Here is a 13846-nt window from a genome sequence, read left to right on the forward strand (position 1 = left end):
GTATGATAAAGGCAATTCAACCTAGATGCTGTCATGTTAAGCCTGTCGAAACACCTTAAAGAATATTTAAATAGGCCCTTCGACAGGCTCAGGATGACAAAATCTATATTTATGTGATACAACCTCCTTTATTTTTACACGTGTTCGAAGAAATATATAGCCCGGTACAAAAAATAACATTTGCGCCTTTCAACAACCTGTTTGTTAAACGGGACGATCTTATTGATCCTTATATTTCTGGCAACAAATGGCGGAAGCTTAAATATATTTTAGCAAAGGCCAAAGCAGCGCACAAAACACATCTGGTTACCTTTGGTGGGGCTTACTCTAATCACCTTGTAGCAACTGCTGCTGCTGCATCAAGATCAGGGTTAACCGCTACAGCTTTTGTACGTGGAGAAGAAGTACAAAATGAAATGTTATTGCTATGCAGTTTATTCGGGATGAAACTCATTTTTACCGACCGTGAAAGTTATAGGGATAAACACAAATTGTTTCAACAGCATTTTGCCAACGATCATCAGGCTTATTTTATTGATGAAGGCGGGGCTTCTGCAGAGGCCATCATCGGCTGTGCAGAGGTAATTAAAGAACTGGCTGAACCATACGACCACATTTTTTGTGCCGCCGGAACAGGAACCACTGCGGCAGGTTTATTAAGCGGAATTCAGCAAAACGGTTTAAATACGAAACTTCATATCATACCCGTGTTAAAAGGTGCTTCCTTTATCAAAGAGGAAATAACGAAATACACACCTCTATCGCATCACCTAATACTTCACCTCGATTATCATTTTGGCGGATACGCAAAAACTACGCCTCAATTAATCAGCTTTATCAAAAACTTTACTGCAAAAACCGGACTACTTTTAGACCCTGTTTATACCGCAAAAATGTTTTATGCTATTCAAAATCTACAGCAACAGGGAAATATCGGTAAGGATGAAAAAATCCTGGCCATTCATACCGGAGGATTAATGGGCCTCTTTGGGATAAAGGATAAGTTTTAAATATTAAACTTTAATCTGTAAACATATAAAAAAGGGTTCCTCATCCTTAAGGAACCCTGATAAGATTGCTACCTCCGCTCATTAAAAACCTGAAATTCTGCAATTGATGGCGTTTCTTTGGCATGTGTAATGCGGATGCGGACTTTACTGGTCCAGACACGATCGAAACGATGAATTTTAATGCGGTCTTCATTTTTTCCGTCAAAAGCTTTTTTCCATTCCACACCGTTCCAATATTCAAGTACATAAGTGTCGATGTTTTCTTTTTGTTCGGCCACCACAATCATATTTATAGCTTTTTCATTCTTAAAATCAACTTCATACCAGGGATTGGTGACCGCACTGTTCGATTCCCATGAGGACTTGTAGCTATCATCATTTGCAAAATCCATAATATTCATGTCGTTGCTCCAACTTGAGTTGCTTGCCTGGTTTTTGGCGAGGTTACTGGAAATAATCGGCAAACCCAATGGCGGAAGCGATTTGGTTGGCCCTTCATTCTTCCATAATTGACCAACTTCTTTCAAGGCAGCGAGCGCATTATCATCAATTAAACCATCTCTGTTTGGCGCCACATTTAAGATAAAATTACAACTTGCTGCGTTTAAAGGTTTAATCAGGTCTTCTACAATTTCTTGTGGCTTTCTTACCGGAACCGTTGGAAAATCTGTTTTCCAAAACCATGAAGTATTAATGGGTAAGCAGGCTAAAGTTGGCATCACTTTACTTTCTTTAGGCATGCGTTGACCAGCGCCCATTTCGTAAGTTTTAATGTCAGTATAATAAAGTCCTTCTGAAGGGTATTTTGCTCCATTTAAATCCATTACAAGACAGTCAGGCTGCAATGTTTTGATCAAAGTATAAATATCCTCGAATGGTACATCATCATAAGAAATCCTCGACCACGGAGCATCCCAGCCGTCAATAATTAAAGCTTCTATTTTGCCATACCTGGTCAATAGTTCGGTTAATTGCTGTTTAATCATATCGATATGTCTCGAAGTAATCTGATTGGGCCTCAATTTATGATGTGTATCTAAAATGGAATAATAAAGCATTACTTTTAATCCATTTGCCCGGAAAGCATCGGTAAACTGCTTAACCACATCTTTTCCGTAAGTACTGTTCATTACATTATAATCTGTGCTTTTAGTATCCCATATACAAAATCCGCTGTGGTGTTTGGTGGTTAAACAGCCATAACTCATGTTAGCAGATTTTGCTGCTTTAGCCCACTGGTTTGCGTCGAGCTTTTTAGGGTTGAACAATTTTGGAGAAGCTTCAGGATCGGGCCAATCTGCATTTGCATAAGTTGGAATGTTGTAATGGATGAACATACCAAACCGGAGATCTACAAATTGCTGTTGAAGTACATTAAGTTTCTTTGATGCATCAGCGTTGATCCCTTGGGCGAAGGTTCCGAACGAAAACAACATTAAAGTCAATACTAAAACGTTTTTCTGAATAGTTACAAGTTTCATTTTGTACGAAATAAATGTTAAGAATTTGAAATGGTTTTCGGTAAAGTTAATTTTCTTTGATGATATTGCACAACATATCCAGATCAAAATACTTGATTAATGCAACTTTCCCGAAATTGATTCTATAATGAGTTGGTTGCTTAAATTTATGGACAGCCAATCAGAAAAAGATAACACTCGCCAGTTGGGTATGCCGGGGGAAAGCAAAGGCAAACAAAGCAGCATCTAGTTACCTTGGATTTCTATTTTATCAGTTTTAATGCTGTTTCAAGAGCTTTATCGCCTATCACTTCCTTATCAGGACGTACACCAACGCCCTCCCAGTTCGTTTTCGTAATCGGGTTTATTGCTCTGGAATTGGGAATATTAGCCGTAAATTCGTTACCTACCGGTTCTGGAGCTACGGGATGCGCACCGCCTCCGGTACGTTCTCCAACGATTAGCGCCCGGCGCTGGGCTTGAAGATCGTAAGCCAATTCCTCTCCAGCTGAAAAGGTTTGATTATTAGTTAAAATATAGATTGGGATGGTCTTAAGCGCCTGTAAAGAAGTTTCTGGTATTGCCCAGAATTGAGTATAAGAGCGGTCGTTACGGCAATAAAGGTCGTTTAGATGTGTTTTTTCTTTGAAGAAGAATCCGCAGAAAAAGCTTACAGCAGCCGGATCTCCACCCCGATTATCCCTGAGGTCGATTATTAGTGCATTACTATTGCTAACAAACTGCAATGCCGCTGTAACTGCTACCTTAGTCTCCTGGTCAGGCGAAAAAAAACCTTTCAACTTTAAATATCCTATATTTCCGGGCATAATTTCAGCTTTTTCCATTCCAAAATTCACTTCTTTTCTGAATTGAAGACGCCTTATCCTCTGTGCAACGGTATCAGATTTTTCTTCTAATTCAGCTGCCCGAGGATCATAGCTAATCGACAAGTGACCATCTTGATAAACCGACAGTAGGTCTGTAGTTATTTTTTTCGCAAAAACACTTGGTGTCTGGATGGTATCGTAGACACCCATTTTAAATTGTCGGCTGATAAAATTCCCCATCCGAATGGCAGTGTCAAGAAAAATATAATTTTCTTTTAAGCTCTTTGAGATACCAGCAATGGTTTCTGCTTTTATCTTCTTTGTTAGAAAACGATTCTGTGAAATCGCCGCAAAAGAACACGACAAAACTATCAAAAGGGACAGTGTAAAAGTTTTCATATGTTATAGTTTAATACAATTTAAAAAAATGCACCATTTGGCGGTTCTTTCTGCCTACATTCATAACATAGTTTCTTTGTAATGGCTTGCCAAGAACGCAAATGTACACTATTTATCCTGTCTGCAACATTAGCCCTCACTTTCATCTAACCGTGTACTTTATATTTAAAGCTACTCATGATGGTAAGGGTATTATATCGTCGGTTCGGGTTTCCTTTGATAAACTAAGTCCTATCCCTGTTATAATATCCTGTAAACTCCGGGGATTTTCGGGCTAAAAAGAGAACTTGATATCAAATCGCTACTGATTGCCTGTCTCATCTACTACCAGTTCATTAATTCCGTAGCTTTCCAGAAAAGAAGCAAAATTATTCATTGAAATTGCCTGCTGATCAATTTCACCGTGGCGGACGTATTAAGCTCTTTTAACGGAATTATTTCTTTGATCACAATGATTTTTTTAAAATTCCTGCAAAATGTACCAGAAAGCCGACACATTCCAAATTTATTTTTGCCGATGAAAATCCAGAATACATTGTGAATCGACGGTAAATATAGCTGATGAAATATGTTACCTATTGAAAATTTATATGAGATCTTTGAAATCTACCATCTTGTAAGTATTTAATATAAGTTCTTATCTTACAGGCCTGTCATAATGCACCCATAATCAAGTATTGAATGAATCCAACTTCAAATATCTGCGATCTGCTTATCCTAGATAACATAGAGATCTTAGTTCTGAGAATGAAAAGGACTATTTTCCTTTCACATCTGTTTTTAGTAACGAAACGCTAAAACAGCAATGGAAATACTAAAATAAATCAATATTTGAATTTTATCCGATTGAACAATATAAAAACTATTATGATAACCTATAAACTAAGGAAAACCTGTCATTTATTCATCATTTTGGCATGTTTTTGTTCGAAGTCTTTTGCGCAAAGTAATCAGGACAATACCTTAAAAGGTATCATTAAAGATTCGAATAATGAGGTTGTAGACGGTGCAACTCTGCTTTTAAAAAATGGGATTGATGGTCTGGCAATTAAACAGACATTGAGCGATAAGGATGGCAACTTTTCTTTTACGGTTAAGGGTGGTACATATCTGATTTTTATTAGTTATCTGGGCACGCTGTCTTACCAGAGTGAGCTGTTAAAATTAACAGGCAACATGGATGTAGGTGTTATAACGATTGAAACTACCGCCCGTAGTTTAAAAGAAGTTGTTATTCAGAGTTCCATGAGTAAGCCGCTTGTTAAAATCGAAGGAAGAAAAATGATTTATAACATTGAAAAAAGCATAACCGCTCAGGGTTTAAATGGCCTGGAAGCTTTAAGAAAAACACCAGGAGTAGTTGTTAACCAGGACAATACAATCACCCTGAATGGGGCCAGTGCTGCGTTGGTGATGATTAATGGCAGACAGACCTATTTACAGGCTGAAGAATTGGCTCAACTGCTTAAGTCAATGTCCGCATCCGATTTAAAAGCTATTGAAGTCATCAAAAACCCTTCTGCTGAGTATGACGCTGCCGGAACTGGTGGCATCGTTAATCTTGTACTTCAAAAATCAATTGCCGAGGGTTTCAACGGTACTATTAATAATGGTGTCGCTTTTGGTATTACCTTAAAGCAAAACACCAATTTGAACCTTAATTTCCGAAAGGGTAAATTTAATGCCTTCGGTAGTTACAATCATAATTTTGGACATTTTGCGATGGACTACGACTATGACCGGACAACAAACGGAAAGGTATATATAAACTCCAATCATGATGTGGACAAAAAACATAGTATTGGATCTACTGTCGGTTTAGATTTCGCAATAGATACCGCCAAAACAATCGGAATGGTAGTGAATGGTAATTTTTCAAGTGGTGGCGGCTTGATCACACCGACAACAAATATTTTTGATCAGTTAACAGGAGCACTTTTACAGACACTTAAAAGTGAGAGTAGCTATCCGGCACAAAGAGCCAGACGTTATAATGCCAATTTAAACTATAGGTATAAAGGTAGTAATCGCACAAGTCTGGACATAGATGCCGACTATGGAATTTTTGATGCCGCTACAGAAAATTTGAGTACTAATGCTTTTTATTCAGCTGAAGGGGAATTCCAGTCCTCAAATAATTTCTTTGTGGCCAATAGCCGAAATATTAAGCTATATGCGGTTAAGGGTGATTATGGCTTTCCAATTGGGAAAGGGCGGATGTTAACAGGCGCTAAGTTCTCTGAGGTAAATGCAAAAAATGTATTTGACCAGTATGATGCAAATGGCAGCGTCAATGTTATTGATATCAACCTGTCCAATACTTTTGACTACAAGGAACAAATAAGTGCCGGATACCTTAAATATGAAACGCCAATAAATGATGTACTGAGCTTTGATCTTGGCGTGAGATTAGAACATACACATTCCGAAGGAAACTTACTACCGACAGCAGGTAGTAGTCAATCTGCAACTTCTGTAGTTAGAAACTACCTGAACGTTTTTCCTACGGCTGCAATAACTTATAAAACTAAGCAAGAAGGCACCTACAACCTAAGTTTTGCACGTCGCATTGACCGCCCGGCTTATAACAACCTGAATCCATTTTCATATCCTGTAGATGAACTCTCCTATTGGAAAGGTAATCCGTTCCTGCAGCCACAGTATGCGAATACATTAGCGCTTCAATATAGTTACAAAAAGACGACCATCTCTGCCAGTTACACGCATACAAGCGATATAAGCAGCACTATTACGGAAGTAATTAAAGAGAGTATCATTAATATGGTGCCTAGGAATATCGGATTTCAGAACAATATAAACCTAACTGTCACACAACAGATCAGGTTGGCAAAATGGTGGAATATGAGTCTGACCGGTATTGGATATCGTCTGGAGAATAAAGTAGGAACTATAGATTATGGGAATTATAACCGGAGCCGTTTTGCAGGGACAATTAATATTCAACAAACCTTCAATCTTCCCAGTCACATTACTGCCGAGGCAATAGGCGTGGTTAACTCAAAAAATATAAGTGGATTAAATACTTATATAAAGGGTAATTCACAGGTTGACATTGGCCTGCAAAAGAATTTGATGCATGAAAAAGCAACGCTTAGAATAGCGGCTTCCGATATATTAAGGAAAAATAAGATTATTACAGATACTCAACTTAACAAGTTACTGCTTCATACCACCTATGTGGGTGAGAGCCGACAGATCAGATTGAGTTTTACCTACCGCTTTGGAAACACCAGGATCAAATCAAAAGACAGGCGCGAGTCTGGACTGGAAAATGAATCGCAACGATTATAGCGTTTTAAAATTATATTTTTTGCGGTTTAAACACTCGAAAAATCAGTAAATAAAACTCCTGAGATCAGAGTATTTCATAGGAATTGGTCAGCCGGTAATTACCTGCGAATAATTGAGTTAATCCAGGTAGCCATATCGTCCAATACTTTTGGCGACATGGTTTGTTCGATAAGCTGATATTCTTCGAAAGCCCCGGTTTTAGCCTCCTGAAAAAGGTGATTGACCCCTGGGTACTCAATTATTTTATAGTTCCTATTCCTGCCTTTATCCAAAGCTTGTTTGATTCCGTGGAGGTTCTCTTTAGATGTAACCTGGGCATCCAATGAGCCGTTAAGTACTAATACCGGACATCTGACAAGGCTTAAATTACGGGCGGGCTCATATTGAAGAAAATACTTAAACCAAGGAGTAGTCGACCGTCGTATCAGCGTTTTGATTTCCTGATCCATTACATCAGCGGCCGGCCGTATTTCAGGCGGCAAACTCGCCATAGCTTTGGTAAGGTAGGCAGTTAACCTGATATTTAAACTATTGGTATGGTTTTTCATGATGATCTCGTACATGCCATGTTCTAGTTTAACATTCTTATCAACCATCTCTTTGGTGCCCCCCGAAAGTATCCCCAAACGTTCCGACTGTAAATCCAGTAGTTTCACTATGGGAATACCAGGTGCAGCCATGAGTATGATAAAGGCGACATCCTTGTTACCTGCAGCAACCATAGGCGCAATCATACCGCCTTCACTATGTCCTGCCAAGCCAATTTGACGAGGATCAACTTCTTTCCGACTTTTTAGATAAGCAACGGCAGCCGCAGCATCGTCCGCGAAGCTGACCGATGTCGACGTTCGAAAGTTTCCCGTTGAATGAGCAGTACCACGATCGTCATAACGGAGCACGCCAATACCCTTCCTGGTAAGATAGTCAGAAATAACAAGAAAGGGCTTATGGTCAAATAATTCTTCGTCCCGGTTCTGCGGACCTGATCCGGATATCAAAATAACGACCGGGTATATTCCGCTATCCGCGGGAAGGCTAAGTGTGCCTGCCAGGGTAACACTGTCTTTGGCATTTGTAAATTTGACTTCTTCCGTATAATAAGGATAAGGGGCTTTTGGTGTCTGCGGACGTTTTGCGGACTTTTGATTCTGGGCTCCGGCAACAAGTACCCAGGTGATCAAGACAAGTGTTAAGAAAGTCGATTTCATTTTATTATGTTTTTAAATATTAAGCTATGTACTATGCAATACTATGTATATAAGCAAAAAAATTATTTGCGCCGGAGTAAACGGAGCAATAGTGTGTTGAGGAGATACGCGATGATCATGATCATGATCACTACTGGCACAAACATATTACCCAGCACCTCGCGGTTCCCAGCTGGCCGGTCCAGAATAAATCCAAACCCGATAAGCCGTCCATTACTTACAAAAAGACCGGTATCAGAAGGGTGGATAAATTTCAAAAATATCAGCAGGCCGAAAGTAGAGATTAGCAGATAGATCGCCGCCAATACCACATAGCCTGCGCCATTAGTAATGTTCAGTGTCAGGGCCTGTAAAATATGCCTTGGATTGAAGGTACGGGTAGCCTGGCGTATTTTCTTATCCGCGACCATGGGTTGAAGTACTTCTTCAGGCATTCCCAGTTTATTCAAAACATCCATTAGAATATCGATCTCTCTTTCCGGGGTACTATTACGGGTAGCTTCATAAACGTGGCTTTTCAGCTCCATGGTCAGTTCACGCTGATCATCTTCCGATAAGATGGCTATACAACGCCTGACCCGCTTAAAGTAATCATCGTATATCTTTTGTGCCGTCTGATTGTTAAAAGTCTGTTCTTTCATTTTTGAATTTTTCTTATAGCCGTTTCCAATGTTGACCAAATAGTGCGCATTTCAAAAAGCGTAGTTCTGCCATCAGCGCTAAGCGTGTAATATTTCCTGGGAATACCCGATTCCTGCTCTACCCATTTGGATTCGACTATACCTTCCGTTTTTAAACGGTTCAGCAGTGGATACAGCGTGCCCTCTGCCACTTCCAGGGTAGTATGGCGTTTGATTTCCTGTACCAACTCATACCCGTAATATTCTTTTTCGGAAAGAATATTAAGAATAATGTATGTCAGTGTTCCTTTCTTTACCTGCGAAAACCAATTCTGTACAAATTCACTATTCATCCGGCAAATATAATACATAGTTATACAATGTGTATTAGCTATACTAAGTATTCAATATAAAACATTGATTATCAGCGTTAATAATTTTTAATAATCTATTAAAAGTGTCCCCAGATAGTAGCATATTCTAAACTATCACATACTTGTTGAAAGCGTATACTAGCAGCTACTGAGATCATAACTACAATTCGTGCTTTGACTATACGGTCTCTTGGCTATTTGGAGGGATTATGGCACTTTTTTTAGCTTTGTATAACCTGCAAATGGATTTTGATTTTTAGAAACGTATGAATTGAGAATAAATCTCACAGCAGGATGAATTAAACCGAAAAGTCATGAGGAAAATGGATTTAGACCCGAAGTGTATATTTGTTCAGAGGGAAGGAACTTAGGTGTGCATCATACGGTAATTAAATTGGTACCCAGTTTGGCCCGAAACAACGGGGTCACTTTCAGATTCTTCGCACTTCCTTTATCCATCTGTACTCAGATTTTTTTACCACACTTTCTAAATGTTGTCAATTATTAAAAATCGGCTTAGGTAATTTTAGGATTTAATGATTTGATATAGATAAAAACAAAAATTCGAACCATAATCATATTAGGAGCAGACAACTGGAAAAGTCTGATCAAAACCATATTAATCTAATGGAGAAAGATGAAATAGAGATGCTTTGAAAGAGATTCCTGCCAAAAAGTTTTCCACACTTGTGAAGTCCAAAACCCTATTTTGTCTATAATCATACTTTAAACTGTTTAAACCTATTTTTTGCTCCACGGGCGCAAAAAGTGCTTAAATTTTGATTTTAGGCACATTTAACTAAATTTGGATTATACCAAAACCAAGTTTATGTATCAATTAACAGTACCTGCAGATCACGTTAACGAATCTTTAAGTAAGCACATTTTGGCCGATGGTTTCGACCTGACCTACGATATGGAAAAGAGTCACGGTGCCTATATTTACGATTCGAAATACAATAGAACTTTGCTCGATTTTTTCACCTGCTTTGCTTCCGTTCCTTTGGGTTATAATCACCCTAAAATGATTAATGATGAAGCCTTTAAAAAAAATCTTTTGCTGGCCGCTTTAGCCAATCCATCGAATTCTGATGTTTACACCCAGCAGTATGCACAGTTTGTTGAAACATTTTCTAAAGTTGGCATCCCTGATTATTTGCCACATGCTTTTTTTATTGCGGGTGGAGGCTTAGCAGTAGAAAATGCAATTAAAGTAGCCATGGACTGGAAGGTTCAGAAAAACTTTGCAAAAGGATATACAGAAGAAAAAGGCTTTAAGGTTTTACACTTCGAAAGAGCTTTTCATGGCCGTACGGGTTACACGCTTAGCTTAACCAATACCCTACCTGATAAAACCAAATGGTTTGCCAAGTTCGATTGGCCAAGAGTAGCTGTTCCTGAAGTTAAATTTCCACTTTCAGGAGATAATTTAAACCATGCCATTGCAACTGAAGAAGCCTCGCTGGCACAGATCAAAAAAGCCTTTGCGGATCATAAAGATGATATCTGCGCGATAATTGTAGAACCGATCCAATCTGAAGGTGGAGATAATCACCTACGGGATGAGTTTTTGATCCAACTTAAGACTTTGGCCGATGAAAACGATGCCTTTTTAATTTATGATGAAGTACAAACTGGTGTTGGCTTAACCGGCAAATTCTGGTGCCACCAACATTTTAGCGAAAAAGCCAGACCTGATATTTTGGCTTTTGGTAAAAAAATGCAGGTTTGCGGTATCCTTGTTGGGAATAAAGTAGACGAAATTGAAACCAATGTATTTAAAGTACCCAGCCGGATTAACTCAACATGGGGAGGCAATCTTGTAGATATGGTACGTTCTACCCAGATTTTACAGATCGTAGAAGAAGATCAGCTATGCGACAATGCTGCAAAAATAGGCATGTATTTAAAAGAGCAGTTGAAAAATCTGTCACACAAGTTTGATCAAATGACAAATATACGCGGAAGGGGTTTGCTGTGTTCGTTTGATTTCCCGACAAAAGAAATGCGCAATGCATTTATTGGTAAAGGATTGGAGAACAATGTGATGTTTTTGGGCTGTGGCGATAAAACCATACGCTTTCGTCCGGCACTTTGTATTGAGCAAAAGCATATTGACGAAGGCTTGACGGTTATGGAAAAAATATTGCCTTTATTGTAGGCATGAATAGAAAATCGTTAGTTTATTTCTTCGTTGCAGGGATTTTAGTATTGATCATTTTCATGGTTAAAGATGTTTTCGACCAACCTGGGATTGGGGATATGAAAGCTGGCTTTAAGGAAATTATCAAGTATAGAAACGCCAATAACACTGGGCCGGTACAACGGATTTACATCGTAACGGTTAAAGATTCGATATGGAAAGAGATGGAAGATTATGGTAACCTAATGCCCCATACTAAATACGGGAATACGAAAGTTTACTTCTTTATGCAAAATGGAAATGTTCCAAACACATTAGCGCCTGGAGAAGTAAACTTCGACCCAACATTTAACAAATCATGTATTGCCCTATATGAAAAAAGTGCGATGAGCCAGGTGGCGTTTAATAAGTATCCATTCAAGTAAGAGTAGAGACATTAATGGATACCCCCGTCCTTATTCTGATCGATGATTTGAAAATGAGCGGTTCTGAGCATTTGGCAACTATAGTCCCGCTCCCTCCTGCCAATTTGATCCCGATGTAAAATCGGGAGGCATCCGTTCCAATCGGGTTTATGAACAATGTTTTGTGCATTGAAAAAAACACTGTTCAATAAACCTGACAGCAGCGAAAATCCTTTTTGCTTGCAGCAACCCTTAATATGCTGTCATGCTGAGGCACGAAGCATCTGCAAACTATGGAACAGAGCCCTCATCACTTCAAAACCCGTAAAAAGATTGCAGCAAATGGCAGGACTGTAGCACCTATGAAATGCTAACGTTCATTTTCTAACCCTAAAAATTCATTATTACCCGCAGGAGTCTTCGACTACGCTCAGACTGACAAGTATCTTATATAATTTAGCTCAGGACTATCCCCGGTCTGTGTCCTCACAGAACGGAACACGCAAAATATACGCTACCACTACAGCAACTATGATACACTAGCATTTATTTCCTAACCCTAAAAAATCCTGCTATTTATCATACTACATCAGTCTTCGGCTGCGCTCAGACTGACAAGCAACTAATTGCCCCAGCTCAAAACTAACGAAGTTCCCAAACTGCTCTTACCCTTTAAACTTCGTGAGTTTCCCCTCTAAACAAATGCTGAAAATCCGGTTATTGCACGGCCAACAATCAACGTATTAATTTCTTTCGTACCCTCATAAGAATAAATCGCCTCGGCATCGGCCACAAAACGTGCTACATTATATTCGAGTAAAATACCGTTTCCACCCATTACTTCCCTTGCTTTGCTTACTACATCACGCGTTCTTAATGAACAGAAAACTTTGGCTAGCGAAGCATGCTCATCTTTCAATAAACCCTGATCCTGCAATTGTGACAACCTAAAACATAATGTTTGCATGGCCGTTAAATTCGACAACATTTCAACTAAATGGTTTTGGATCAACTGAAAAGATGCAATGGGTTTACCAAACTGTTTTCGGGTCTGGGTATATTCCAAAGCATTTTCATAAGCACCCCGAGCGCAGCCTACCGCCTGCCAGGCAACCCCTGCTCTTGTCATTTGTAGTACCTTAGCGGTATCTTTAAATGAGTTTGCATTTTGTAAGCGATCTGCTTCTTCTACCTCGCAATTGGTTAAGGTAATAATCCCATTCTGCACGATCCGCAATGCCATTTTATCCTGCATTTTCTCTACAGCAAAACCTGGATTATCTTTTTTCACGATAAAGCCTTTTACTTCTCCGCTTTCCTCATCTCGTGCCCAAATAATTAAGATATCTGCAAAGGTGGCATTACCAATCCATTTTTTTTGGCCATTTAAAATCCATTTACCGGCTACCTTTTTACATGTTGTGGTTAAACCGCCAGCAGCAGCTGAGCCAACTTCGGGTTCGGTTAATCCGAATGCACCAATAATTTTAAATTGCTGCATGAGCGGTAACCACTGTTGTTTTTGTTCTTCCGATCCACATAAATAGATCGATCCCATGGCCAGGCCGCTCTGTACACCAAAAAAAGTAGAAATAGAAGTGTCAATCCGCGCCATTTCCATCGCTAAAATCCCTTCCATTAAATTCGATTTCCCCGGACAACCATAACCTTTATAGGTTAATCCACAAATGTTGAGTTCGGCAAGTTTTGGGATAATTTCGAAAGGGAATTCAGCTTTGTTCCAGTAATGGTTAACTATGGGTTTTACTTCTTTTTCTAAAAAAGCACGTACTTTTAACTGAAGCTCACGGTCTTCATCTTTGAGCGCTTCATCGCCCAAATGATAAAAATCACCTTCAATGGGTGGTAATTCTTTCTTTTTACCCGATCCACCCATCATTTTCATCATCCCCTGGATTTGTTTATCATCCAGGCTTGATATGGTTTCGACCATTTTGGGTAAATCGACTTTTTTCGATAAAGCCTCTAACTTATCGAAATCTACGTGTTTAAAAAGATTGTACGCGTTTTTGAGAGATGAGAATATATTCGCCATTATTATTCGTTTTGAGAATAACAAATAAAGGGC

Annotated in this window: 10 protein-coding genes; 4 read left to right on the plus strand and 6 right to left on the minus strand. The window is 39.1% G+C overall.

From position 1 onward, the window contains the following. Nucleotides 1–140 precede the first annotated feature (140 nt). Nucleotides 141–1010: a 1-aminocyclopropane-1-carboxylate deaminase/D-cysteine desulfhydrase gene (locus BCL90_RS21755; protein WP_121287161.1), complete on the plus strand. Its 870-nt coding sequence runs from the start codon at nucleotides 141–143 to the stop codon at nucleotides 1008–1010. Between the two features lie 68 nt (nucleotides 1011–1078). On the opposite strand, the gene BCL90_RS21760 is transcribed toward BCL90_RS21755, so the two are convergent. Further along, a complete protein-coding gene (locus BCL90_RS21760; protein ID WP_121287163.1) occupies nucleotides 1079–2491 on the minus strand; it encodes an alpha-L-fucosidase in 1413 nt (470 codons plus the stop codon). A gap of 242 nt (nucleotides 2492–2733) precedes the next feature. Beyond that, nucleotides 2734–3696 (minus strand): S41 family peptidase, encoded by a 963-nt coding sequence (locus BCL90_RS21765; RefSeq protein ID WP_121287165.1) that lies wholly within the window; start codon nucleotides 3694–3696, stop codon nucleotides 2734–2736. An 867-nt stretch (nucleotides 3697–4563) separates the two neighbouring features. Between BCL90_RS21765 and BCL90_RS21770 the strand changes: the two genes are divergently transcribed. Then, entirely contained in the window at nucleotides 4564–7008 is a 2445-nt protein-coding gene (locus tag BCL90_RS21770) for an outer membrane beta-barrel protein (protein WP_121287167.1), read from the plus strand. 98 nt (nucleotides 7009–7106) lie between these two features. On the opposite strand, the gene BCL90_RS21775 is transcribed toward BCL90_RS21770, so the two are convergent. The 3 genes from BCL90_RS21775 to BCL90_RS21785 all read right to left on the minus strand — a co-directional run bounded on the left by BCL90_RS21775 (nucleotide 7107) and on the right by BCL90_RS21785 (nucleotide 9189). Continuing rightward, entirely contained in the window at nucleotides 7107–8216 is a 1110-nt protein-coding gene (locus BCL90_RS21775; protein ID WP_121287169.1) for an alpha/beta hydrolase family protein, read from the minus strand. Nucleotides 8217–8278: 62 nt separating this feature from the next. After that, complete coding sequence (locus tag BCL90_RS21780; RefSeq protein ID WP_121287171.1) at nucleotides 8279–8857, minus strand: HAAS signaling domain-containing protein; 579 nt, start codon at nucleotides 8855–8857, stop codon at nucleotides 8279–8281. Beyond that, nucleotides 8854–9189 carry a PadR family transcriptional regulator gene (locus tag BCL90_RS21785; RefSeq protein ID WP_121287172.1) on the minus strand — a complete coding sequence of 112 codons (336 nt, stop codon included), beginning with the start codon at nucleotides 9187–9189 and terminating at the stop codon, nucleotides 8854–8856. Before BCL90_RS21785 ends, BCL90_RS21780 begins: the two co-directional genes overlap by 4 nt. An 850-nt stretch (nucleotides 9190–10039) precedes the next feature. Between BCL90_RS21785 and lat the strand changes: the two genes are divergently transcribed. Both lat and BCL90_RS21795 read left to right on the plus strand, forming a co-directional pair. Then, on the plus strand, nucleotides 10040–11371 hold the full coding sequence (gene lat / locus BCL90_RS21790) for an L-lysine 6-transaminase (protein ID WP_121287340.1): 1332 nt from the start codon (nucleotides 10040–10042) through the stop codon (nucleotides 11369–11371). Between the two features lie 2 nt (nucleotides 11372–11373). Beyond that, nucleotides 11374–11778: a hypothetical protein gene (locus BCL90_RS21795; protein ID WP_121287174.1), complete on the plus strand. Its 405-nt coding sequence runs from the start codon at nucleotides 11374–11376 to the stop codon at nucleotides 11776–11778. Between the two features lie 673 nt (nucleotides 11779–12451). Here BCL90_RS21795 and BCL90_RS21800 read toward each other — a convergent pair. Continuing rightward, entirely contained in the window at nucleotides 12452–13813 is a 1362-nt protein-coding gene (locus tag BCL90_RS21800) for an acyl-CoA dehydrogenase family protein (protein ID WP_121287176.1), read from the minus strand. Between the last annotated feature and the right edge of the window lie 33 nt (nucleotides 13814–13846).

Source organism: Pedobacter alluvionis (assembly GCF_003664035.1).
In the GTDB taxonomy this organism is placed as follows: Bacteria; Bacteroidota; Bacteroidia; order Sphingobacteriales; family Sphingobacteriaceae; genus Pedobacter; species Pedobacter alluvionis.

Coding starts and splice junctions, on each gene's coding strand:
- BCL90_RS21795 (WP_121287174.1), top strand. CDS start 11,374: ATGAATAGAAAATCGTTAGTTTATTTCTTCGTTGCAGGGATTTTAGTA.
- lat (WP_121287340.1), top strand. CDS start 10,040: ATGTATCAATTAACAGTACCTGCAGATCACGTTAACGAATCTTTAAGT.
- BCL90_RS21785 (WP_121287172.1), bottom strand. CDS start 9,189: ATGAATAGTGAATTTGTACAGAATTGGTTTTCGCAGGTAAAGAAAGGA.
- BCL90_RS21780 (WP_121287171.1), bottom strand. CDS start 8,857: ATGAAAGAACAGACTTTTAACAATCAGACGGCACAAAAGATATACGAT.
- BCL90_RS21765 (WP_121287165.1), bottom strand. CDS start 3,696: ATGAAAACTTTTACACTGTCCCTTTTGATAGTTTTGTCGTGTTCTTTT.
- BCL90_RS21770 (WP_121287167.1), top strand. CDS start 4,564: ATGATAACCTATAAACTAAGGAAAACCTGTCATTTATTCATCATTTTG.
- BCL90_RS21760 (WP_121287163.1), bottom strand. CDS start 2,491: ATGAAACTTGTAACTATTCAGAAAAACGTTTTAGTATTGACTTTAATG.
- BCL90_RS21775 (WP_121287169.1), bottom strand. CDS start 8,216: ATGAAATCGACTTTCTTAACACTTGTCTTGATCACCTGGGTACTTGTT.
- BCL90_RS21800 (WP_121287176.1), bottom strand. CDS start 13,813: ATGGCGAATATATTCTCATCTCTCAAAAACGCGTACAATCTTTTTAAA.